A 22,044-nucleotide genomic window follows, 5' to 3' on the forward strand; every position below is an offset into this window, starting at 1 on the left:
AGCCCACTTATCCTTGGCGCTATGAGCGATGGGTGCGCGGAGGGTTGCGGTTGCGGGGCGACCGACGTGACAACCATCCAACGCCCGGAGCGCGACGCCGAATGGGTACGGGCTGCGCGCTTCGCGCGATGGCTCGCGTGGTCGAGCCTGCTGTGGATGTGCGCCGAGGGCGCGCTCGGCCTGTGGCAAGGGTTCGCCGCCGGATCTGTCTCGCTGATCGGCTGGGCGCTGGGCAGCGCGGTCGAGGGCTTGGCGAGCGTGATCGTCCTGTGGCGGTTCACGGGTTCGCGCACGCTCTCGGAGACCTCGGAGCGCCGGGCGCAACACGGCGTGGCCGCCTCGTTCTGGCTCATTGCGCCCTACATCGCCGTCGAATCGGTCCGTAGCCTGCTCGCCGGGGCCCACCCCGAGACGACATGGATCGGGATGGCCTTGACCGCCGCAGCGCTGGTCCTGATGCCGCTACTCGGCTGGGCCAAGCAACGGCTCGCCAGGCGCCTGGACTCGCGGGCCACCGCCGGGGAGGGCACACAAAACTATTTGTGCGCCGCGCAATCCGCCGCGGTGCTTCTTACGCTGGCCGTCATCGCCGTGTGGCCGGCAGGCTGGTGGCTGGACCCGGTCGTCGGACTCGTCATCGCAGGCGTTGCGGTCCGGGAGGGTTTCGGGGCGTGGCGTGGTGAGGAGTGCGCGTGCTGACGCACGCGCCAAACCCTCTGCACCGCAGATGGTTTGGCTCTTGGAACGACTAAGGTCAACGTGATGGCACGAGTCTGTGTGGTCGGCAGCGTGAATATGGACCTGTCGATGCGCGTCGATGCCCTTCCCCGCCCCGGCGAGACGGTGCTGGCCTCGTCGTTGACCTACGCGCCGGGCGGTAAGGGCGGTAATCAGGCGGTGGCGGCGGCGCGTGCCGGCGCACGGGTGCAATTCGTCGGCGCGATCGGCGATGACCCGGCCGGCGGGCAATTGCGCGCTCACCTGCTGGACAACGGCGTCGGCCTGGACGCTACCGCCGAAACGCCCGGACCGAGCGGCACGGCGATCGTCGTCGTTGACGCCAACGCCGAGAACACCATCGTGGTCGCGCCGGGCGCCAACGGTCGGCTGGCGCTGGATGCCACGGCCGTCCGAAGCGTCATCGCCGGCTGCGATGTGTTATTGACGCAGCTGGAAATTCCGGTGCGGGCGGCGGTGGCCGCGGCGCAGCAGGCCCGTTCGGCCGGGGCGGTCGTCATTGTCAATGCATCGCCGACCGGCCGGGACCGGGACTCGCTGGCCGAGCTGGCGGCGGCGGCCGATGTGGTGATCGCCAACGAAGCCGAGGCCGACGAGTGGCCGTGGCGGCCCAGTCACCTGGTGACCACGCTGGGTGCGCGCGGCGCCCGGTACATCGGCGTCGACGGCGAATTCCTGGTGCCCGCTCCCCCGGTGGCCGCGATTGACACCACCGGGGCCGGCGACGTGTTCGCCGGAGTGCTGGCCGGCAGCTGGCCGCCCCATCCCGGTTCGCCTGCCCAGCGGCTGCGCGCGTTGCGGCGCGCCTGCGCAGCGGGCGCGCTGGCGACGCTGGTGCCGGGCGCCGGCAACTGCGCACCGGATGCCCGAGCGATCGACACGGCGCTCGAATAACCAGCCTGACCTGCGGTTGGCAGTGGTTGGCAGCGTCTGGCGTCGATCTGGCAGTGGTTTGCGAGCAGCGTCAGTGGCGATCGTTGTCAGCCATCGACGAAAGGAACATCAATGTCCGCCACCACCATCGACCGCACGGGCACCCGGGACGGCCTGCTTCGCCTCGCCATGCGCGCCGACGCCGCCATCAGCGGGCTGGTCGGCCTGGCCGGTATCCCGTTGGCCGGCCGGCTCGCCGAGCTCTCGGGCACCACGAAGGCGTTCGAATACACCATGGCCGCGTTCTTGATCGGCTACGGCGTGCTCGTGTTCGGGCTCGCCAGTATGCGATCGGTACTGCGCGCCGGTATGGGCGTCATCATCGCCAATGTGGCCTACACGGTGGCCTCCGTCGTTCTGGTGCTCGCGGATGTCTTCCCGCTGACCTCGGCCGGCGTCGCGTTGAATCTGGCGGCGGGCGCCTACACGCTGGTGTTCGCGGAGCTGCAGTACCAGGGCTGGCGCCGCGCGAGGGCGTGAGCGGACGCTCGGGGCCCGTCCGGCGATCCCGGGCGGGCTCGGAGCGTGCTACTCCTCGGGAATTTGCCGCTCGATCTCGTCGAGCCAGATGCGCGCGGACATGTCCGACGGGGCACGCCAATCACCGCGCGGTGACAGCGCACCACCGTGCGACACCTTGGGGCCGTTGGGCAATGCCGAGCGCTTGAACTGGCTGAACGAGTAGAACCGCTGCACGAAGACCCCGAGCCAATGCCGAATCTCTTTGAGCGAGTAAACCGGTCGCTTGTCGGCGGGGTATCCCGGGGGCCAGTTCCCCCGCTCGGGGTTGCTCCACGCGTGCCATGCCAGGAACGCGATCTTCGACGGCCGGAACCCGTAGCGCAGCACGTGGAACAGCGAGAAGTCCTGCAGGGCATACGGTCCGACCTTGTCCTCGCTGCTCTGCAGTTCTTCCTCTTCACCTTTCGGTACGAGCTCCGGGGAGATCTCGGTGTCCAGCACCGACTGCAGCACGTCGGTGACGTCGGACTCGAACTGGCCGGACGAGATGACCCAGCGGATCAGGTGCTGGATGAGCGTCTTCGGGACGCCGCCATTAACGTTGTAGTGCGACATCTGGTCGCCCACCCCGTAGGTCGACCAGCCCAGCCCGATTTCGGAAAGGTCACCGGTGCCGAGCACGATGCCGCCGCGCTGGTTGGCCAGCCGGAACAGGTAGTCGGTGCGCAGGCCCGCCTGCACGTTCTCGAAGGTGACGTCGTAAACCTTCTCCCCGCGCCCGAACGGATGGTCGATCTCCTTGAACATGACCATTGCGGTCTCGGTGATGTCGATTTCGGAGAAGGTGACCCCGAGCGCGCGGCACAGCTCGATCGCATTGCGTTTGGTGCGATCGCCCGTCGCGAACCCGGGCAGCGTGAACGCCAAAATGTCGCTGCGCGGCCGCTCTTCGCGGTCCATCGCCCGTGCGGCGACAATCAACGCGTGGGTCGAGTCCAGGCCACCGGAAATCCCGATGACGATCTTCGGGTAGTTCAGCGCGCGTAGCCGCTGCTCCAGCCCGGAAACCTGGATGTTGTAGGCCTCGTAGCAATCCTGTTCCAGGCGTTGCGGATCGGCGGGGACGAAGGGGAAGCGCTCGATGTCGCGGCGCAATCCAATATCGCCGTCGGGCGGGTCCAGCCGGAAGTCGATGTGCCGGAACGACTCGGCCGACCCGCGGTGGTGGCGCCGGTTGTCGTCGAAGGTCCCCATGCGCAGCCGTTCCGCCCGCAGCAGGTCGATGTCGACGTCGGCGATGCTGCGCCGCTCCCCTTTCGGGAAGCGCTCGGATGAGGCCAGCAGCTCACCGTTCTCCCACACCATGGTCTGACCGTCCCAGGCCAGGTCGGTGGTCGACTCGCCCTCGCCCGCGGCGGCGTAGACGTAGGCGGCCAGGCACCGCGCCGACGCCGAACGGGCCAACAGGCAGCGGTCCTCTGCGCGGCCGATCGTGATCGGACTGCCGGACAGGTTCGCCAGCACCGTGGCGCCCGCCAGCGCCGCTTCCGCGCTGGGCGGAATCGGCACGAACATGTCCTCGCAGATTTCGACGTGCAGCACGAAATCGGGGACATCCGATGCGGCGAACAGCAGGTCCGGGCCGAACGGGACGTCGGCGTCACAGATCCGGATGGTGCCGCGCTCGTCGTCTCCAGCCGCGATCTGGCGGCTCTCGTAGAACTCCCGGTAGGTGGGCAGGTACGACTTCGGCACCACCCCGAGCACCGTGCCCCGGTGGATGACCACCGCGGTGTTGTAGATGCGATGGCGGTAGCGCAGTGGGGCACCGACGACCAGAACCGGCAGCAGATCGATCGAGGACCCGACGATGCTCTCGATGGCGGCTGCGACGTCATCGAGCAATAGGTCCTGCATCACGATGTCCTCGATGGAATACCCGGACAACGTCAGCTCCGGGAACACGGCCAGCGCGGCGCCGTCGTCGTGACAAGCCTGCGCCAACCGCAAGACCGACTCCGCGTTGGCCGCCGGATCGCCGAGCGTGGTGTGATGCGTGCACGCGGCGACCCGGACAAAGCCCTGACTGTAAGCGTTGTAAAAGTCCATCGCCCTTCCATTGTCGCCTGACCTGTGTCAACCCGTGGCCGCCGGGTATCCCCTCCATCATGAGCGATACTGCCGTGGTCGTGGTCGACATGATGAACACCTATCAGCATCCCGATGCTGAAGAACTAATACCCAATGTCGCCAACGTCATCGACCCGCTGGCCGATTTGGTCCGGCGCGCACGCGAATCCGACGACGTGGACCTGGTATACGTCAACGACAACTACGGCGATTTCGCGGCCCAGTTCTCCGACATTGTCAGCTCCGCGCTCGACGGCGCGCGGCCCGATCTGGTGAAGCCGATCGTGCCGGCCGGGGAGTGCCGGGTGATGACCAAGGTCCGGCACAGCGCCTTCTATGCGACCGCGCTGGCGTACCTGCTGAACCGCCTGGAGACCAAGCGGTTGGTCATCGCGGGACAGGTCACCGAGCAGTGCATCCTCTACACCGCGCTTGACGCCTACGTGCGCCACTTTCCCGTCGTGATTCCGACCGACGCCGTCGCCGGCATCGACGCCGAGCTGGGGGCGGCGGCGCTGAAGATGATGGAGAAGAACATGTCCGCGGAGCTCACCACCGCCGCGGAGTGCCTCGGTTAGCCACCTCGGTGGCCGTACGCTGGACGGGGTGACCACCCGACGCGCAGAATCGCCGGAACTGGTCGCGTTGCTGGCCGGCCGCCGGCTGGCGGTGCTGACGGGGGCGGGGCTGTCCACCGATTCCGGCATTCCCGATTACCGGGGTCCTGATTCGCCGCCCAGCAATCCCATGACGATCCGCCACTTCACCTCGGATCCGGCGTTCCGGCAGCGGTATTGGGCGCGCAACCACGTCGGCTGGCGACACATGGACGACACCATGCCCAACGCCGGTCACCGGGCGTTGGCCGCGCTCGAGCGCGCTTCGGTGGTGACCGGGGTAGTCACCCAGAACGTCGACCTGCTGCACACCAAGGCCGGCAGCGAAAACGTCGTCAATCTCCACGGCACCTACGCGCGGGTGGTCTGCCTGGGCTGCGGATACACCATGAGCCGCGCCGCGCTGGCCGAACAACTGGAAACGCTCAACCCGGGATTCGCCGAGCGCGCCGAAGCGGTCGGCGGCCTCGCGGTGGCCCCCGACGCCGATGCCGTCGTCGCCGATACCACGTCGTTCCGCTACCTGGACTGCCCGTGCTGTGGCGGAATGCTCAAGCCGGACATCGTCTACTTCGGCGAAAGCGTCGCCAAAGAGGTTGTCGACCAAGCATATTCATTGGTAGACGAGGCCGATGCACTGCTGGTCACCGGCTCGTCGCTGACTGTGTTCTCCGGCTACCGATTCGTGCGTCACGCCGCCGCGCTGGGCAGGCCTATCGCCATCATCAACCGGGGCCGCACCCGCGGGGATGACCTGGCCACCGTCAAGGTCGACGGCGGCTGCTCGGAGCTGCTGACGCTGCTGGCTGACGAATTATCGCCGATAGCAGCGGGTTAGAACGTGCACGGCATGCTGCGCACGGCGTGAATGAAGTTGCCCGCCACGTATGTGGGCTCACCCGTCTGAATGTCCGGCAGCTGCCGCAACAACTCGCCGAAGATGGCCCGCAGCTGCGCCCGGGCCACATGCGCGCCGAGACAGAAGTGCACCCCGCCGCCGCCGAAGCCGACGTGCGGGTTGGGGTTGCGGCTCAGGTCGAAACGCTCCGGGTGGTCGAAAGCCTCGGTGTCCCAGTTCCCGGACGGATAGAACATCACCACCTTCTCCCCCGCCCGGATGGTCTGGCCGCCCAGCTCGACATCCGTTGCCGCCGTGCGCCGGAAGGTCATCACCGGTGATGCCCACCGGATGAACTCCTCGACCGCCATGGGAATCCGGTTGTCGAAATCCTCGAGGAGCCAGGCGCGCTGATCGGGAAAGTCCGTGAGCGCCTTCATCGCATGGCTGGTGGTCTGGCGGGTGGTGTCGTTGGCGGCCACGGCGAGCAGCACGAAGAACGCGGCCACGTCGGCGTCGGAAAGCCTGTCGCCGTCCACCTCCGCGTTCACCAGGCCGCTGAACAGGTCGTCGCCGGGCCGCTCGCGGCGTTCCGCGGCCAGCGCGCCGGCAACCTGGTGCAGATACATCTGATTCTCGACCAGGACCTCCAGCGGATTGCGCCCGCCGAGGTAAATGGGGTCGGCCCATGACACCAGCGCATCGGCGGCCCGTGCCACGTGCTCGCGCTCGGATTCTTCGATCCCCACCATGTCCGAGAGTGTGCGGATGGGCAGCTGCTTGGAACACTGCTCGACGAAATCGACGCCGCTGCCGGCGGCCCGGAGTTCTTCGACGATGGTCTTGGCGTTCGCCTTGATCGAGTCCTCGATGCGGCGGACCTGCCGAGGGGTGAACGCCGCGCTGACCAGCTTGCGCAGCTTGGTGTGCCGCGGTGGGTCCATCGCGAGGAAGGATTGCGACGCCTCGAGCAGTTCCACGGGAACGTTCTCGAAAATCACGCCTTTGCCGGACAGGAACACCTCGTTGTTGCGGCTGACCGAGACGATGTCCGCGCGCCGGGTGACCGCCCAGTAGCCGGGATCGTCGGGATCGGACATCAGGGCGTCTTCGACCGGGGGGTGCCAGCTCACCGGGCGTTCGGCCCGCAGCACCGCGAACGAACGCTCGCGATCGGCCGCGGTGGTCGACCAGAACGCCCGCGAGGACAGGTCGATGGGGTCGTAGGCACGTCCGGGCTTCCCGGTGCCCGACACCCCGGTCATCACGGTCATTGGTGATCCCTCCGTTGCGTATGACGTCGGTCACAGACTCCCTGCGACACTATTCCTAGACATAGTGTCTAGTCAAGACGTCAAACGGCGCTCTATGCTGGGAAGATGCCATCGGTCACCCGGAAGCCGCAGGCCAACCGCGAACAGGAACGTCAGCAGCGGCGCGAGCAGATCGAGCGCCGGCTGCTGGACGCCACTGAGCGGCTGATGCGCGACGGCGCCAGCTTCACCGAGCTCAGCGTGGACCGGCTGTCTGGCGCGGCCGGAATTTCCCGCGCGAGCTTCTACATCTACTTCGAGGACAAAGGGCACCTGCTGCGCCGCCTGGCCAACCAGGTGTTCGCCGACCTCGCCGACAGCGCGGATCGCTGGTGGAGCGTGGCCGGGCGGCACGATCCGGGCGACGTCCGCGCCGCGATGGACGGCATCATCGCCAGCTATCGGCGGCACCAGCCGGTGCTGGTCGCGCTCAACGAGATGGCCGGTTATGACCCGCTGGTCGCGGCGACCTACCGCAACCTGTTGACCGCGGTCACCGGGCGGATGACCCGGGTCATCGAGGAGGGGCAGGCCGATGGCTCGATCCGGCCGGAATTGTCCGCGGCCACCACTGCCAACGCACTGACCTGGATGGTCGAGCGGGCCTGCCAGCAGAACCTCCCGGTGAACCCGCACGACTATGACGCGGAAATGGCCGCCACGTTGACCGAGATCGTCTGGGGTGCACTGTATCTCAAGGCCGCCTCGGTGCGCTGAGGCGCCGGGGAGCCGGTGGCCGTCTGTGACGAGAACAACATAGTTAGGACACTAATTATTGGACTACCATATAAATATGGCGCCGCTGATCGCACCGGAGATCGACCCGCTTTCCCTCGAACAGCAGGTTTGCTTCGCGCTGGGCGTGACCAACCGCGCCGTTTTGGCGGTCTACCGGCCATTGCTGGAGCCGTTGGGGCTGACTCACCCGCAGTACCTGGTGATGCTGACGCTCTGGGATCACCAGCGGGCAGCAACGGGACAGCGAAAAGCGCTGTCGGTCAAGGAGATCGCGACCACGTTGCAGATGGATCCGGCCACGCTGTCGCCGATGCTCAAGCGCTTGGAGGCGCTCGGCCTCATCACCCGTACGCGAAGCACCGTCGACGAGCGCTCCACTGACGTCAAACTCACCGACAGCGGCACCGCCTTGCGGCGCCGTGCGCTGAAAATTCCACCCGCCGTGGTCGCGCGTCTGGGTGTCGACCTCGCCGAACTTCAGCACCTACACCAGGTGCTGACCCGCATCAACGCGGCCGCCTTGGCAGCGGGCGCATTGCAGTCCTAACCCGCCGCCTATAGGAGTCACTGTGACCGAATCCAAGACCCGCACCAAACCCAACTTCTGGCAGCACATCGCCTACTCGTACGGTCGGTGCCTGCCCAGCTCGATGCGCGAGTGGGTCGCCAACGATCTGGCGGGCAAGGGAGCCGTGCGCCGGCACATGATCCGGTGGGCCATCCCACCCCTGTTGGTTCTCGCGCCCTTCTGGCTGCTGCCCGCTTCGCTGTACGTGCACACCGAGATGACGGTGCCGCTCTACACCTGGGCCCTGCTGATCTCGCTTGCGTTGAACAAGGTCTGGCGTCGGCACCGGCTGGCGCAGCATGGCCTGAACCCGAACCTGGTCGACGTGCTCAAGAACAAGAAGCAAGCGAAGATGCACGAGGACTACGCCCTGCGTTACGGGCCGCGTCCCGAATCAGCGGCGTGGCAGGACAACAGCAACCCCTTCAGCTAGCCGCCTTAAACCGCCACCAGGTCGTCGGCATGCACCGCGGGCCTGCGCAACTCCCCCGGCAACTCGGAGGTTGACCGGCCGATCATGCTCGCCAGTTCGGTCGCGTCATAGGCCACCACGCCGCGGGCCACCATGGCCGCGTCCGGGCCGCGCAGTTCGACGACGTCTCCGGCGTAGAACCGGCCCGACACCGCGGTGATGCCGGCCGCAAGCAACGAGCGACGCTGGGATACCACCGCACGCACCGCGCCCTCGTCCAGGGTCAGCGCGCCGGCCGCCTCGGCGGCATACCGCACCCAGAACCGGCGGGCCGACATCCGAACGGGCCGGGCGGCAAACACCGTGCCGACCGAGGCATCGGTCAGGGCGGTCGCGGCGTCGGCCGCGGCGGCGAGCAGGACCGGCACTCCCGCGTCGGCGGCCAGCGAGGCCGACGACATCTTGGACACCATCCCCCCGGTACCCAAGTCGCTGCCCGGCCCGGCAACCACGCCGGTCAGATCCGCGGCGCCGGAGACTTCCGCAATGAATCGGGCGCCCTGGGTTTTTCGGGGATCGGAGTCGTACAGACCGTCGATGTCGGAGAGCAGCACCAGGGCCTCGGCTCCGACCAGGTGAGCGACCAGCGCCGAAAGCCGGTCGTTGTCGCCGAACCGAATCTCGTTGGTGGCCACCGTGTCGTTCTCGTTGACGATCGCCACCGCGTGCAGGGCCCGCAGCCGGTCCAGGGTGCGCTGGGCGTTCGTGTGCTGGGCCCGCATGGAGATATCGTGCGCGGTCAGCAGCACCTGTCCCACCGTGCGGCCATACCGCGCGAACGCCGCACTCCACGCGTTCACCAGCGCGACCTGCCCGACGCTGGCCGCGGCCTGCTTGGTCGCCAAATCCTTGGGGCGACGGGTTAATCCGAGCGGTTCGATGCCGGCGGCGATGGCGCCCGAAGAGACGATGACGACGTCGGTGCCCGCCTTCATGCGCGTTTCGATGGCGTCGGCCAGCCCGGCCAGCCGGCCCGCGTCGAACACCCCGGACGGTGTGGTCAGCGCGTTGGTCCCGACCTTGACCACCAGGCTGCGCGCGGTCCGGATGGCTTCGCGGTGCGTGGTCACGACTCGTCACCGCGTTCGCGGCGCTGACGGCGGGCGGCCTTGCGCTCCGCGGCCCCGGTGCGCTCGCTGCGTTCCAGCCGCACATCGGTGCCTCTCCCAGACATCGCAACATGTTGTCCCGCAGGCGTTTGCGGCTCCCAGTCGAATGTCATGTCCCCGATGGTCACGGCGCACCCGGGTTGCGCGCCCAGCCGCAGCAGTTCATCCTCGACGCCCAACCGGGCCAGGCGGTCGGCGAGGTAGCCCACGGCTTCGTCGTTGTCGAAGTTGGTCTGCCGGACCCAACGCTGGGGCCGGGCGCCCGTGACCACGAAGCCGCCCTCGCCGTCCGGCTCGACGGTGAAGCCGCTGTCGTCGACGGGAACCGGCCGGATGACCGGCCGACGCGGCACGACCTGCGGGCGGGCGGCGTTGTATTCCGAGATCATTCGCCACAGCCCGAAAATCAACGGCTGCAGGCCTTCCCGCGACACCGTCGACACCAGGAACACCGGCCAGCCGCGTTCGGCGATGTCGTCGCGGACGAATTCGGCGAGTTCCCGCGCCTCGGGCACGTCGATCTTGTTGAGAACCACCGCCCGTGGCCGCTCGGCGAGATCGCCCAGGGTCGAATCGCCTTGCAGGGTAGGCGTATATGCGGCGAGTTCGGCTTCCAACGCGTCGATGTCGGACATCGGGTCGCGGCCCGGCTCGGCGGTGGCGCAGTCGACGACGTGCACCAGCACGGCGCAGCGCTCGATGTGCCGAAGGAAATCAAGGCCGAGGCCACGGCCCTGCGATGCGCCGGGAATCAGGCCCGGCACATCGGCGACGGTGAAGGTGTGCTCGCCCGCCGACACCACACCGAGGTTGGGCACCAGCGTGGTGAACGGATAGTCCGCGATCTTCGGTTTGGCTGCCGAGATCGCCGACACCAGTGACGATTTCCCCGCCGACGGAAAACCGATGAGGCCGGCGTCGGCGACGGTCTTGAGCTCGAGCGTCAGGTCCCGCGCTTCGCCCTGCTCACCGAGCAGCGCGAAGCCGGGGGCCTTGCGGGCACGCGACGCGAGTGCGGCGTTGCCCAGGCCGCCACGGCCACCGGCCGCGGCTTCGAATCGGGTGCCCGCACCCACCAGATCTGCCAGCAGCCGGCCGTTTTCGTCCAAGACCACGGTGCCGTCGGGAACTTTGACTTCCATGTCCGCGCCGGCCGCACCGTCGCGGTTGTTGCCCATCCCCTGTTTGCCCGACGGCGCGGTGACGTGCGGATGGAAGTGGAAGTCCAGCAAGGTGTGGACTTGCGGGTCGACGACGAACACGATGCTGCCGCCGCGGCCGCCATTGCCGCCGTCGGGACCGCCCAGCGGCTTGAATTTCTCGCGATGGACCGACGCGCAGCCGTTACCGCCGGAACCCGCGCGCGCATGGATGACGACCCGATCGACAAATCGAGGCATCGAATACCAGCCCTTCGAATGTCACGCCAGGGCGAATACCTCGCGAAGCCGCCGCAACGTTCCCCGCCCGGGGCGGTGCCCCCGGCTCGTGAGGCCTAGACCTGGGGCGTGATGCTGACGGTTTTGCGGCCGCGCTTGATACCGAACTCGACGGCTCCGGCGGCCTTGGCGAACAACGTGTCGTCGCCGCCACGTCCGACGTTCAGGCCGGGATGGAACTTCGTGCCACGCTGGCGAACGATGATCTCGCCCGCCTTGACGATCTGGCCGCCGAACCGCTTCACGCCGAGCCGCTGAGCGGCGGAATCCCGGCCGTTGCGCGAGCTGGAAGCGCCCTTCTTGTGTGCCATGTCTGTCGCCTCCCGCTACTTGATTCCGGTGACCTTCAGGACCGTCAGCTGCTGACGGTGCCCCTGACGCTTGTGGTAGCCGGTCTTGTTCCTGAACTTGTGGATACGGATCTTGGGGCCCTTGGTGTGCTCGAGCACCTCGCCGGTCACCGCCACCTTGGCCAGCGCGGCGGCGTCGGTGGTCACCTTCGCGCCGTCCACGACCAGCGTGACGGGGAGCGACACGTTCGCGCCCGGGTCGGAGTCGAGCTTCTCGACCTTGACCACGTCCCCGACGGCGACCTTGTACTGCTTGCCGCCCGTCTTGACGATTGCGTAGGTCGCCATCGTTGCTCCTGCCTTCTTTCCTGTGCTCAGCCGCTTCTTCGGCTCTTCGCGCGCGAGCCACCGGCGGTGCGCTCGGACAAAGCTAAGTGGGTCTGGGTTGCGGGTCTGCGCCGGCTGCCCGGGAGTCCCGCTGTCGCCGGCCAAAGTCCACCCGGCCTGACGACAACTGTCCTAGGGTACTTGACCAGCGGCTACAGGGTCAAACTGGTCCAGGTCAGTCCGCGTTGATGGGCGGGCCCGCCGGTCTGCCCGCCGCGCGGCGCCGCCGCGGACGTCCGAAGCCCGGTCCGCCGTTGACGGACCTTTCGGAATCCTCGTCGGAATCGGAGTCATCCGAGTCGGAATCGTCCTCGACGTCCAAGTCGTCGTCGTCCATCTCGAGGTCCTCGTCGTCCTCGTCAAGGTCCTCCTCGTCGTCGAGATCCTCGTCATCGTCGTCGAGATCGTCCTCAGAGTCGTCGGTGTCTTCGTCAGTGTCTTCGTCAGACTCCTCGAAGTCCTCTTGGTCGGTGTCCTCCTCGTCGGCCACGTCCCGTTGCTTCCGCTCGTCGAAGTCGTCGGTCGCTTCCTCGGCGGACTCGTCGGATTCTTCGTCGTCACGCTCGCCCTGCGCGGACCCGCCGGCGGCCATCGCCTTGAACATCGGGTGCTCGCCGGGAGCGTGCGCGGGCACCTTGGCCACCACCGGCTCCTCGGCCCCCTTCTTCTTGGAGCGCCTGCCGCGCCGACCACCGGACTCCGACTTGCGCCCGTTCGAGGGGGCTGAGTCCACCGGGTCGGTGTGCAGCACGATCCCCCGGCCGCCGCAGTGGGTGCACGACGTCGAGAAGGCCTCGATCAGCCCGGTACCCAAGCGCTTGCGGGTCAGCTGGACCAGGCCGAGCGACGTCACCTCGGATACCTGATGGCGGGTGCGGTCGCGGGCCAGCGCTTCGGTGAGCCGCCGCAACACCAAGTCGCGGTTGGACTCGAGGACCATGTCGATGAAGTCGATGACCACGATGCCGCCGATGTCACGAAGCCGGAGCTGGCGGACGATCTCCTCGGCCGCCTCCAGGTTGTTCTTGGTGACCGTCTGCTCGAGGTTGCCGCCGGACCCGGTGAACTTGCCGGTGTTGACATCGACCACCGTCATGGCCTCGGTCCGGTCGATCACCAGCGTGCCGCCCGAGGGCAGCCAGACCTTGCGCTCCATCGCCTTGGCGAGTTGCTCGTCGATGCGATGCACCGCGAAGACGTCGGGCCCCGGCTGACCGTCGGCGCCGCTGGGCGGTTCGTACTTGTTCAGCTTTGAAACCAGGTCGGGCGCAACGGAATTCACATAGTCGGTGATCGTCGTCCACGCCTCGTCGCCGGAGACGATGAGGCCGGCGAAGTCCTCGTTGAACAGGTCACGGATGACCTTGACCAGCACGTCGGGCTCTTCATAGAGCGCCACCGCCGCGCCGGCGGCCTTCTCGGTGATCTCGGCCGCCTTGGCCTCGATTTGCTTCCAGCGCTCCTGCAGCCGGGTGACGTCGTTGCGGATGTCGTCCTCTTTGACGCCCTCGGATGCGGTACGGATGATCACCCCGGCATCGGACGGCACCACTTCGCGCAGGATTTCTTTCAGCCGCTGCCGTTCGGTGTCGGGCAGCTTGCGGCTGATCCCGGTCGACGACGCGCCCGGCACGTAGACCAGGTACCGGCCGGCCAGCGACACCTGGGTGGTCAGCCGGGCGCCCTTGTGCCCGACGGGGTCCTTGCTGACCTGTACCACAACGTAATCGCCCGGTTTGAGCGCCTGTTCGATCTTGCGGTCGGACCCGCCCAGGCCGGCGGCTTCCCAGTTGACCTCGCCGGCGTAGAGCACGCCGTTGCGGCCGCGGCCGATGTCGACGAACGCCGCCTCCATCGACGGCAGGACGTTCTGCACGATCCCGAGGTAGATGTTGCCCACCAGCGAGGCGGACGCGGCCGAGGTCACGAAGTGCTCGACGACGATGCCGTCCTCGAGCACGGCGATCTGGGTGTAGCGCGCCCCCTGATGCGGCGGCTCGGTGCGGACCCTGTCGCGCACGACCATGATCCGTTCGACGGCCTCGCGGCGCGCCAGGAACTCCGCCTCGCTCAGTACCGGCGGACGACGCCGTCCGGCGTCGCGGCCGTCTCGGCGCCGCTGTCGCTTGGCCTCCAGCCGGGTGGACCCGTCGATGCCCTTGATCTCGGCGTTTGACGAGCCATTTCCGCCATTGCCGCCGTTCTTCCCGCCGCGGGACGGCCGCTCGTGCACCACCGTGTTGGGCGGATCGTCCGGAGATGCGTTTTCATCACCGTCGTCGCCCGAGCCCGACTTGCGTCGCCGGCGCCTGCGGCGGCGGCGATTGCCGCCCTCCGCCGAACCGTCGTCACCGGTGTCGGATTCATCGGATTCGTCGTCTTCGCCGTCGTCGTCCTCGGCGTCGGCGTCGGAGGAGTCGGCCTCTCCCGCCTTCTGGCCCCGCTGTTGCGGCTCGTCGTCGTCGCCCGAGTCGTTCTGGTTGTCGGGTCCGCCCTGCTCACCCCGGCCGCGGCCGCGCCCGCGACGGCCCCGGCGGCGCCGCCGGTTGGCCGGTCGATCGGCCTGCTCGTCGTCTTCGTCGTCGGCGTCGGAATCGTCGGAGTCGGCATCGTCGTCGGCGTTGCCGTCGTCTTCCTCAGCACTTACCGGCTGCGGCGCGACGAACAGCGGCATGTAATGCGGCCGCTCGACCGCCGTCTCCAACATCAGCCGGGATTCGGGTTCCTCGGCCGCGGCTTGGACCTTCTCGCCGCCGGCTTCGGCGTCCTCGGCGCCCCCCTCGGGCTGGGCGGCCAGCAGATCGCGTACCCGGACCGCGTCATCACGGTCCACGGTGGAGTGCGCGCTGCGTATCCGTCCGTCCAGGGCGCTGAGCGCATCCAGCACCCGCTTACTGGTCGTTCCCAGCGTTCGGGCCAGCGAATGGACTCTCAGGCGGTCCGGCAGTTCGTCGTGCCGGGTCGGCTCTTCGGATGACTCTGCGGATGGTGCACCGTCTACCACGTATTCTCCTCAAGCCCCCGGGCGCGTCCTTGCGACGCGGCCACGCGAGGGCTTCGCTATGGGCCCGGCTAACTTCCCCCGGGCTTGTGATGGTCTCGCCCCGAGCGGTTCGCGGGGAATGCACTCGGCGCCGTGCTGAATGATGGCCTGACATGCCGCGCACCAACGCCGGGTGGCGATGATCGCGCTTGTCTAAGTCTTCATTCGGGTGTCCGAAGCCGGTCCGGCGACGTTCACCCTCCGTCAGTATCCCACATCACTCGGCGAGTCCCACAAACCCGTGAGCGAACGGGCCGTCAGCGGCGCGGCGCGGCTCCGTTAGCCGGGGGCTACGCGTCGGGAAACCAGAGCGCGATTTCGCGCTTTGCGGACTCGGTCGAATCGGACCCATGCACGAGGTTGAACTGCGTCTCCAGCCCGAAATCGCCCCGGATCGTGCCGGGTGTGGCCTTCTCCACCGGGTCAGTTCCGCCCGCGAGCTGCCGAAACGCGGCGATCGCCCGCGGTCCCTCGACGATCGCCGCCACCACCGGGCCCGAGGTGATGAACTCCAGCAGCGAGCCGAAGAACGGCTTGCCCTCGTGCTCGGCGTAATGCTCGGCGGCCAGGTCTTCGCTGACGCGCCGGAGCTCCAGCGCAGCGAGGATCAGGCCCTTCCGCTCGATGCGGCCGATGATTTCCCCTACCAGCTGCCGCTCGACGCCGTCCGGCTTGATCAGTACCAGGGTCCGTTCGGTCACGGCGCACAGCGTACAGAACCGGGCGACGATCGGTCGGGCGGCGAGTGCGGCGGGGGCCTTTGGGGGCTGCCCCCTACCGCTGGCGGCGCCGTACCTCGGCCCGGAAGTACGCGATCAACGCCCACAATCCCGTGAACAGCACCCCGATGATCCCGACGCCGGGGTACACGCAAAAGCCGGCGAGCAGGAGGACTTGGACACCCAGGTTCACCCAAATGGCCCAGGGTTTGCGCTGCACCCCGCCCAGCAGGATGAGCAGCGCGGCTACACCGATCAGATAGCCCAGCGACACCGGCGTCAGTCCACCGCCGACGGCGCTGACCACCGGAATCGCCAGCAGCACCACGATCGCTTCCAGGAGGAGCGTGGCGGCCATCACCGCGCCGAAGCTCTTCCAGGGGTCCGCCCGGTTCTGGTCGGTCATTCCGGATCCCGACCGAACAGGGTCCGTGCCGCCCCGGCGGTGACGACCGACCCGGTGATAACGATTCCCGCGCCGGAGAAGGCTTCGGGTTCCCCGTCCACCGTCGCGTCGTCGACCAGGGCGGTTGCGGCGTCGATGGCGTCGCGCAGGTTCTCAGCGGAAAACACCCGATCGGGCCCGAACCGCTCGCCCGCCGCCAGCGCCAGCGACTCGACGTCCAGTGCCCGCGGCGACCCGTTGTGGGTCACGACGACGGCATCCAGAACCGGCTCGAGCGCCGCGAGGATGCCGTTCACGTCCTTGTCGGCCAGCACGCTGAGCACACCGACCAGGTAGCGGAAGTCGAATTCGTCGCTCAAGGCCTGCGCCAGTGCGGCCGCACCGGCCGGGTTGTGCGCGGCGTCGACGAAGACGGTGGGCGCGCTGCGCATGCGTTCCAGCCGGCCAGGGCTGGTGACCGCGGCGAACCCGGCCCGCACCGCCTCGACATCGAGTTGCCGCTGCGACCCGGCGCCGAAGAACGCTTCCACCGCCGCCAGTGCCACCGCCGCGTTGTGCGCCTGGTGTTCGCCGTGTAGCGGAAGGTAGAGGTCGGAATACACCCCGCCGAGGCCCTGCAGCTGCAGCACCTGCCCGCCGATCGCGACCCGACGCTCCAAAACCGCGAACTCCGAATCCTCGCGGGCCACCGCGGCGTCGGCCCGCACGGTTTGGGCCAGCAGCACTTCCATCGCTTCGGGCGCCTGGCGCGCGATGACGGCGACGGTGTCGGGTGCGCCTTCTGGAGCCTTCGTGATGATGCCTGCCTTCTCGGCGGCGATGCCAGCGAGGTCGTCACCGAGGTATTCGACGTGGTCGATGCCGACCGGGGTGATGACCGCCACCGGGGCGTTGATGACGTTGGTGGCGTCCCACCGCCCGCCCATGCCGACCTCGATGACCGCGACGTCGACGGGCGCGTCGGCGAACGCGGCGAACGCCATGGCGGTCAGCACCTCGAACTTGCTCATCGCCGGGCCGCCGGCGGCGTGCGACTGCGCGTCGATCATCTGCACGAAGGGCTCGATCTCCCGATACGTCGCGACGTACTGCGCCGGGCTGATCGGCCGACCGTCGATCGCGATCCGCTCAACCGCCGACTGCAGGTGCGGGCTGGTGGTTCGCCCGGTACGACCGTGCAGCGCGGTCACCAGCGCGTCGACCATGCGCGCCACCGAGGTCTTGCCGTTGGTGCCCGCGATGTGGATCGACGGATAGGCCAGTTGCGGTGAGCCCAGCAAGTCCATCAGCGCGCTGATCCGGGTCAGACTCGGCTCGATCTTCGTCTCCGGCCAACGTTGGTCCAGCAGGTGTTCGACCTGCAACAGGGAGGCGATCTCGTCCGGGGTGGGAGCCAGGCTGGTGGCTTCGCCGCGCTCGGGCCAGTCGGGGGGCTCGGTCATCGAACACTCATCACAGCCCGGCCAGCCGCGCGTTGATCCGGTCGGTCTCCTCCTGCGCCACCCGCTGGCGGTCGCGGATCTTGTCGACGACCTTCTGCGGGGCCTTGGCCAGAAAGTCCTCGTTGGCCAATTTGGCTGTCGTCGAGGCCAATTCCTTTTGCGCGGCGGCGAGGTCTTTCTCCAGGCGGCGCCGCTCGGCGGCGACATCGATGGTGCCCGAGGTGTCGAGCTCGACGACGACCGTGCTGTTCATGCCCGGACCGAGCCGCACCTCCAGCGACACCGACGGCTCGAACGCATCGCCCGGCGCGGTGAGCCAGGCCAGCGATGTCACCGCGGCCACCTGGGTGCTCAAATCGGCGCTGTCCATCCCGTTGAGCCGGGCCGGCACTTTCTGCCGATCGGCCAGGCCTTGATCGCTGCGGAACCGGCGAACCTCGGTGACCAGCCTCTGCATGTCGCTGATCCGTTGGGTGGCAACCGGATCCAGGTCGATCCCCGACGATTCCGGCCAGTCGGCGATCACCAGCGACTCCTGGTTGGTCAGGGCCTGCCACAACGCCTCGGTGAGGAACGGGATGACGGGGTGCAGCAACCGCAGCAGAGTGTCCAGCACGGCGGCCAGCACGGCGGTGGTGTGTGCGTTCCCCTCGGCCAGCTGGGTTTTGGCCAATTCGACGTACCAGTCGCAGAATTCGTCCCACGCGAAGTGGTAGAGCGCCTCGCAGGCGCGGCTGAACTCGTACCCGTCGAGGGCCGAATCGACTTCGGCGCGAACCTCTTCCAGCCGTCCCAGGATCCAGCGGTCGGCATCGGTCAGCTCGTCCTGCGCAGGCAACGGTGCTACTTGCGCCCCATTGAGCAACGCGTAGCGGGTGGCGTTGAACAGCTTGGTACAGAAATTCCGCGACGCTCGGACGGCGTCCTCGCCGACAGCCAGGTCGCCGCCGGGGCTGGCGCCGCGGGCCAGGGTGAACCTCAGCGCGTCGGCCCCGAACGTGTCCAGCCAGTCCAGCGGGTCGATGACGTTGCCCTTGGACTTACTCATCTTGCGGCCGAATTCGTCACGGATCAGCCCATGCAGGAACACATCGGTGAACGGCACCTGTGGGCCGCGGCGACCGTCGAGCGTGATGGTGTCGTCGCCGCCGACGAAGGTGCCGAACATCATCATGCGGGCCACCCAGAAGAACAGGATGTCGTATCCGGTGACCAAGACGCTTGTCGGATAGAACTTTTCCAGCTCGGGGGTCTGCTCCGGCCAGCCCAGCGTGGAGAACGGCCACAGGGCCGAGGAGAACCACGTGTCCAGCACGTCGGGGTCTTGCTCCCAGCCCTCCGGCGCCGTCTCGTCGGCGCCGACGCACACCTGCTCCCCGTTGGGGCCGTACCAGATCGGGATGCGATGGCCCCACCACAGCTGCCGCGAGATGCACCAGTCGTGCATGTCGTCGACCCAGGCGAACCAGCGTGGCTCCAGGCTGGCGGGGTGAATCACGGTGTCCCCGTTGCGAACCGCATCGCCGGCGGCCTTGGCCAGCGATTCCACCCGGACCCACCATTGCAGCGACAGCCGAGGCTCGATCGGCTCACCACTGCGTTCCGAATGCCCGACGCTGTGCAGGTATGGGCGCTTCTCCGCGACGACACGGCCTTCGGCGGCCAGCGCCTCGCGCACCGCGACCCGGGCCTCGAATCGGTCCATGCCGTCGAATTGCGTTCCGGTGTCGGCGATCCGGCCCTTGGTGTCCATGATCGAGAGCATCGGCAGTTGGTGCCGCAGGCCGATTTCGAAGTCGTTCGGATCGTGGGCGGGCGTGACTTTGACCGCGCCAGTGCCGAATTCGGGGTCCACGTGTTCGTCGGCGACAATGAGGAGCTGCCGGTCGACGAAGGGGTGCGGCAGGGTGGTGCCGACCAGATAGCGGTACCGCTCGTCCTCGGGATGAACCGCGATGGCGGTGTCGCCGAGCATCGTCTCGACCCGCGTTGTCGCGACCACGATGTGGGGTTGGGAGTCGTCGAGCGAGCCGTAGCGGAACGACACCAGCTCGCCCTCGACGTCTTCGTAGTTGACTTCGATGTCGGAGAGCGCGGTTTCGAGCACGGGCGACCAGTTGACCAGCCGCTCGGCGCGGTAGATCAGGCCGGCGTCGTAGAGCCGCTTGAAGATGGTGCGCACCGCCCGCGACAGGCCCTCGTCCATGGTGAACCGGTCGCGGCTCCAGGCCACCCCGTCGCCGAGCCGGCGCATCTGGCCGCTGATCGCACCGCCGGACTCGCGCTTCCAGTCCCAGACCTTTTCGACGAACAGCTCGCGGCCGAAGTCCTCTTTGGTCTTGCCGTCGATCGCAAGCTGCTTTTCGACCACGCTCTGCGTCGCGATGCCGGCGTGGTCCATGCCCGGCTGCCACAGCACCTCATAGCCCTGCATCCGTTTGCGACGAGTCAGGGCATCCATCATGGTGTGTTCCAGCGCGTGGCCCATGTGCAGGCTGCCGGTTACGTTCGGCGGCGGCAGCACGATCGAGTATCCGGGTTTGGCGCTCGTCGGGTCGGCCTCGAAGTAGCCCGCATCGAGCCACTTCTGGTAGATCGCGCTTTCGGCGGCAGCGGGATCCCACGACTTGGGCAGGTCGGTGGCGGGGCTGCGGCTGGCGGTCACCCGTCAATTCTAGGGAGCGCCGTTTACCCCGCTGTAAGTACCCAAATCGCAGGTGAGCCGGGTCACTCGGAGAGCGGGTCGACCTGCAACGTCACACCGGCGGCGGGAAACCTGGCCAGCAGCGCGTCACCCATCGCGGCCGCGGGGGTGAGGACGCCGTGCAGGTTCGGCAGCTTGTCGCGGTCGAGTGCGAGCGCAAGGGCGCACTCCCCCAACAGCACCGAAGTCGCCTTGTAGCCGGGGTCTCCGCGCTGCTCCATGCGCGCCACGTAGCGGGCGCCGGTGGTCGTGGTGGCGTAGGTCTCGATCTTGTAGTAGCCACGCTCGCGCGCCGCCGCGCTGGGGCCGGTCCCGGGTTTGGGGACGATGCGCTCCACCAGCCGGCGGGGCAGCAGCCGAAAATAGCGGCTGCCCAATCCGAAGGTGGCGTTGGCGACGCCGCCCACCGCGGCCGATGCCAGCGGGGCCAGCGGCGACGACCCCAGGCTCATGCTCTCGGTGTAGCGGAACCGGCGGCCATATGCCCAGTCAAGTAATGCGTTGCTGCGCCGCACGATACGGGTGTTGTAGGGGGCCATCACGAACCCCGACGTCCACAGGCCCGTCAGTTCCGGCGCGATCTGGCGACCACGCCGCCACGGCAGGTCGGGCTGGAGCCCGATCTCCGGTTCGGCGCTGCGGTCGGTACTCAGCGTGTACGGGTCGGCGAGTTGGCGGCGGGCGTCAGGATCGCGGGACGCCGTGTCCAGCACCTCCAACATCGACGCGACGGTTCCGCCGGATACCCCACCCGAGAAGGACCGGACCACGAGGTCGGTGTCGACGAGCTCTCCGGCGCCGTCGTCTCGCGCCGCCCGGTACAGCGCATAGACACTGAGGTCCGAAGGGACGGAATCGAATCCGCAGGCATGCACGATGCGGGCGCCGGTGTCGGCGGCCTGTTTGTGGTACAGGTCGATGCTCTCGCGGACGAACATCGCCTCGCCGGTCAGGTCGGCGTAGTCGGTGCCCGCCGCCGCGCACGCGGCCACCAGCGGCAGCCCATAGCGCGTATAGGGGCCGACCGTGGTGATGACGACCTGGGTGCGGGCCGCCATCTCATTCAACGTCGACGGCGACGATGCGTCGGCGGCGACAAGCGGCCAGGCCTGAGCGGACTCACCCAGCGTGTCGCGGACGGCCCGCAAGCGGTCGGTGGATCTGCCGGCCAGCGCCACCCGCGTGCCAGGCGCGGACCGGGCCAGGTATTCGGCGGTCAACTTCCCGACGAAGCCGGTCGCCCCGTACAACACGATGTCGAATTCGCGCGGCGTTGCGGTCACGGGCCCGACGCTACCCGACCCGCAGATAAGTAGTGCCGGGCCTGTGGCCCGGCACTACTTAATACTGCGTTGTAGATCGTCAGCCGCGACGCCCGCAGACCGGCCACGCGCCGATGCCCTGCGAGTGCAGCACGTTCTCGGCCACCCGGATCTGCTCCTCACGGCTCGCGCCGGAGGGGGAACCCGACCCGCCGTTGGCGTGCCAGGTGCTCGGGGTGAACTGCAGGCCGCCGGAGAAGCCGTTACCGGTGCTGATCGCCCAGTTGCCACCCGACTCGCACTGCGCGATGGCGTCCCAGTTCACGCTGTACGCGTGGACCGGCGGAGGCGGCGGCGCCTCCGGGCCCGGAGGCGGCGGCAGGTTGGGGTCGAAGCCCGCGGGTGCCGGCGGCGGCGGGCCGGGCGCCGGCTTG

The 22,044-nt window shown here is 68.1% G+C and carries 21 protein-coding genes; 8 read left to right on the plus strand and 13 right to left on the minus strand.

All coding sequences use genetic code 11. From position 1 onward, the window contains the following. The first annotated feature begins 21 nt into the window (after positions 1-21). The 3 genes from A5781_RS07560 to A5781_RS07570 all read left to right on the plus strand — a co-directional run bounded on the left by A5781_RS07560 (position 22) and on the right by A5781_RS07570 (position 2,151). Positions 22-699, plus strand: a complete 678-nt coding sequence (locus A5781_RS07560) for a cation transporter (RefSeq protein WP_082939249.1) — start codon at positions 22-24, stop codon at positions 697-699. 63 nt (positions 700-762) lie between these two features. After that, a complete protein-coding gene (locus A5781_RS07565) occupies positions 763-1,632 on the plus strand; it encodes a ribokinase (RefSeq protein WP_067203387.1) in 870 nt (289 codons plus the stop codon). 111 nt (positions 1,633-1,743) lie between these two features. Continuing rightward, positions 1,744-2,151, plus strand: coding sequence for a hypothetical protein (locus tag A5781_RS07570; protein ID WP_067203389.1), 408 nt, complete (start codon positions 1,744-1,746; stop codon positions 2,149-2,151). A gap of 48 nt (positions 2,152-2,199) precedes the next feature. Here A5781_RS07570 and A5781_RS07575 read toward each other — a convergent pair whose 3' ends face one another. Beyond that, positions 2,200-4,242, minus strand: a complete 2,043-nt coding sequence (locus tag A5781_RS07575) for an NAD(+) synthase (protein ID WP_067203392.1) — start codon at positions 4,240-4,242, stop codon at positions 2,200-2,202. 59 nt (positions 4,243-4,301) lie between these two features. On the opposite strand from A5781_RS07575, the gene A5781_RS07580 reads away from it, so the two are divergent. Both A5781_RS07580 and A5781_RS07585 read left to right on the plus strand, forming a co-directional pair. Further along, positions 4,302-4,841 (plus strand): cysteine hydrolase family protein, encoded by a 540-nt coding sequence (locus A5781_RS07580; protein ID WP_067203394.1) that lies wholly within the window; start codon positions 4,302-4,304, stop codon positions 4,839-4,841. A gap of 28 nt (positions 4,842-4,869) precedes the next feature. Continuing rightward, positions 4,870-5,718, plus strand: coding sequence for an NAD-dependent protein deacetylase (locus A5781_RS07585; RefSeq protein WP_067203397.1), 849 nt, complete (start codon positions 4,870-4,872; stop codon positions 5,716-5,718). Here A5781_RS07585 and A5781_RS07590 read toward each other — a convergent pair. Beyond that, the gene (locus tag A5781_RS07590) at positions 5,715-6,992 is read right to left on the minus strand and encodes a cytochrome P450 (RefSeq protein WP_067203399.1); all 1,278 of its coding nucleotides are present in this window, start codon (positions 6,990-6,992) and stop codon (positions 5,715-5,717) included. The genes A5781_RS07585 and A5781_RS07590 overlap by 4 nt on opposite strands. Positions 6,993-7,097: 105 nt before the next feature. Here A5781_RS07590 and A5781_RS07595 point away from each other — a divergent pair, with 105 nt between their 5' ends. The 3 genes from A5781_RS07595 (at position 7,098) to A5781_RS07605 (ending at position 8,770) form a co-directional block, all read left to right on the plus strand. After that, the gene (locus A5781_RS07595) at positions 7,098-7,748 is read left to right on the plus strand and encodes a TetR/AcrR family transcriptional regulator (protein ID WP_067203402.1); all 651 of its coding nucleotides are present in this window, start codon (positions 7,098-7,100) and stop codon (positions 7,746-7,748) included. A gap of 76 nt (positions 7,749-7,824) precedes the next feature. After that, positions 7,825-8,316 (plus strand): MarR family winged helix-turn-helix transcriptional regulator, encoded by a 492-nt coding sequence (locus A5781_RS07600; RefSeq protein WP_067203406.1) that lies wholly within the window; start codon positions 7,825-7,827, stop codon positions 8,314-8,316. A 22-nt stretch (positions 8,317-8,338) separates the two neighbouring features. Next, positions 8,339-8,770: a DUF5313 domain-containing protein gene (locus A5781_RS07605; RefSeq protein ID WP_067203409.1), complete on the plus strand. Its 432-nt coding sequence runs from the start codon at positions 8,339-8,341 to the stop codon at positions 8,768-8,770. 5 nt (positions 8,771-8,775) lie between these two features. Here A5781_RS07605 and proB read toward each other — a convergent pair whose 3' ends face one another. The 11 genes from proB to A5781_RS07660 form a co-directional block, all read right to left on the minus strand. After that, positions 8,776-9,879 carry a glutamate 5-kinase gene (gene proB / locus A5781_RS07610; RefSeq protein ID WP_067203412.1) on the minus strand — a complete coding sequence of 368 codons (1,104 nt, stop codon included), beginning with the start codon at positions 9,877-9,879 and terminating at the stop codon, positions 8,776-8,778. Further along, on the minus strand, positions 9,876-11,318 hold the full coding sequence (gene obgE, locus A5781_RS07615) for a GTPase ObgE (RefSeq protein WP_067203414.1): 1,443 nt from the start codon (positions 11,316-11,318) through the stop codon (positions 9,876-9,878). The genes proB and obgE overlap by 4 nt, the downstream gene beginning before the upstream one ends. A 95-nt stretch (positions 11,319-11,413) precedes the next feature. After that, positions 11,414-11,668 (minus strand): 50S ribosomal protein L27, encoded by a 255-nt coding sequence (gene rpmA, locus A5781_RS07620; protein WP_046186480.1) that lies wholly within the window; start codon positions 11,666-11,668, stop codon positions 11,414-11,416. Positions 11,669-11,683: 15 nt separating this feature from the next. Then, positions 11,684-11,995 (minus strand): 50S ribosomal protein L21, encoded by a 312-nt coding sequence (gene rplU, locus A5781_RS07625; RefSeq protein WP_007169506.1) that lies wholly within the window; start codon positions 11,993-11,995, stop codon positions 11,684-11,686. 214 nt (positions 11,996-12,209) lie between these two features. Next, entirely contained in the window at positions 12,210-15,038 is a 2,829-nt protein-coding gene (locus A5781_RS07630; protein ID WP_067203416.1) for an Rne/Rng family ribonuclease, read from the minus strand. Positions 15,039-15,367: 329 nt separating this feature from the next. Then, positions 15,368-15,778, minus strand: a complete 411-nt coding sequence (gene ndk / locus A5781_RS07635) for a nucleoside-diphosphate kinase (RefSeq protein ID WP_067203418.1) — start codon at positions 15,776-15,778, stop codon at positions 15,368-15,370. 73 nt (positions 15,779-15,851) lie between these two features. Then, a complete protein-coding gene (locus tag A5781_RS07640) occupies positions 15,852-16,202 on the minus strand; it encodes a DUF4233 domain-containing protein (RefSeq protein ID WP_067203420.1) in 351 nt (116 codons plus the stop codon). Beyond that, on the minus strand, positions 16,199-17,644 hold the full coding sequence (locus tag A5781_RS07645) for a folylpolyglutamate synthase/dihydrofolate synthase family protein (protein ID WP_067203422.1): 1,446 nt from the start codon (positions 17,642-17,644) through the stop codon (positions 16,199-16,201). Before A5781_RS07645 ends, A5781_RS07640 begins: the two co-directional genes overlap by 4 nt. A gap of 10 nt (positions 17,645-17,654) precedes the next feature. After that, positions 17,655-20,309, minus strand: a complete 2,655-nt coding sequence (locus A5781_RS07650) for a valine--tRNA ligase (protein ID WP_067203425.1) — start codon at positions 20,307-20,309, stop codon at positions 17,655-17,657. 62 nt (positions 20,310-20,371) lie between these two features. Then, the gene (locus A5781_RS07655) at positions 20,372-21,631 is read right to left on the minus strand and encodes a trans-acting enoyl reductase family protein (RefSeq protein ID WP_067203428.1); all 1,260 of its coding nucleotides are present in this window, start codon (positions 21,629-21,631) and stop codon (positions 20,372-20,374) included. Positions 21,632-21,710: 79 nt separating this feature from the next. Continuing rightward, positions 21,711-22,044, minus strand: a 334-nt coding sequence (locus A5781_RS07660) for a transglycosylase family protein (protein WP_231990660.1), incomplete at its 5' end; no start/stop codon positions are given.

The organism is Mycobacterium sp. 852002-30065_SCH5024008, from assembly GCF_001665645.1.
Classification (GTDB): domain Bacteria; phylum Actinomycetota; class Actinomycetes; order Mycobacteriales; family Mycobacteriaceae; genus Mycobacterium; species Mycobacterium paraffinicum.

What these genes read in the sequence shown, in the direction of transcription:
- A5781_RS07640 (WP_067203420.1), bottom strand. Translation starts at nt 16,202, where the DNA reads ATGACCGACCAGAACCGGGCGGACCCCTGGAAGAGCTTCGGCGCGGTG.
- A5781_RS07565 (WP_067203387.1), top strand. Translation starts at nt 763, where the DNA reads ATGGCACGAGTCTGTGTGGTCGGCAGCGTGAATATGGACCTGTCGATG.
- rplU (WP_007169506.1), bottom strand. Translation starts at nt 11,995, where the DNA reads ATGGCGACCTACGCAATCGTCAAGACGGGCGGCAAGCAGTACAAGGTC.
- rpmA (WP_046186480.1), bottom strand. Translation starts at nt 11,668, where the DNA reads ATGGCACACAAGAAGGGCGCTTCCAGCTCGCGCAACGGCCGGGATTCC.
- A5781_RS07575 (WP_067203392.1), bottom strand. Translation starts at nt 4,242, where the DNA reads ATGGACTTTTACAACGCTTACAGTCAGGGCTTTGTCCGGGTCGCCGCG.
- A5781_RS07560 (WP_082939249.1), top strand. Translation starts at nt 22, where the DNA reads ATGAGCGATGGGTGCGCGGAGGGTTGCGGTTGCGGGGCGACCGACGTG.
- A5781_RS07595 (WP_067203402.1), top strand. Translation starts at nt 7,098, where the DNA reads ATGCCATCGGTCACCCGGAAGCCGCAGGCCAACCGCGAACAGGAACGT.
- A5781_RS07570 (WP_067203389.1), top strand. Translation starts at nt 1,744, where the DNA reads ATGTCCGCCACCACCATCGACCGCACGGGCACCCGGGACGGCCTGCTT.
- obgE (WP_067203414.1), bottom strand. Translation starts at nt 11,318, where the DNA reads ATGCCTCGATTTGTCGATCGGGTCGTCATCCATGCGCGCGCGGGTTCC.
- A5781_RS07600 (WP_067203406.1), top strand. Translation starts at nt 7,825, where the DNA reads ATGGCGCCGCTGATCGCACCGGAGATCGACCCGCTTTCCCTCGAACAG.
- A5781_RS07590 (WP_067203399.1), bottom strand. Translation starts at nt 6,992, where the DNA reads ATGACCGTGATGACCGGGGTGTCGGGCACCGGGAAGCCCGGACGTGCC.
- A5781_RS07645 (WP_067203422.1), bottom strand. Translation starts at nt 17,644, where the DNA reads ATGACCGAGCCCCCCGACTGGCCCGAGCGCGGCGAAGCCACCAGCCTG.
- A5781_RS07580 (WP_067203394.1), top strand. Translation starts at nt 4,302, where the DNA reads ATGAGCGATACTGCCGTGGTCGTGGTCGACATGATGAACACCTATCAG.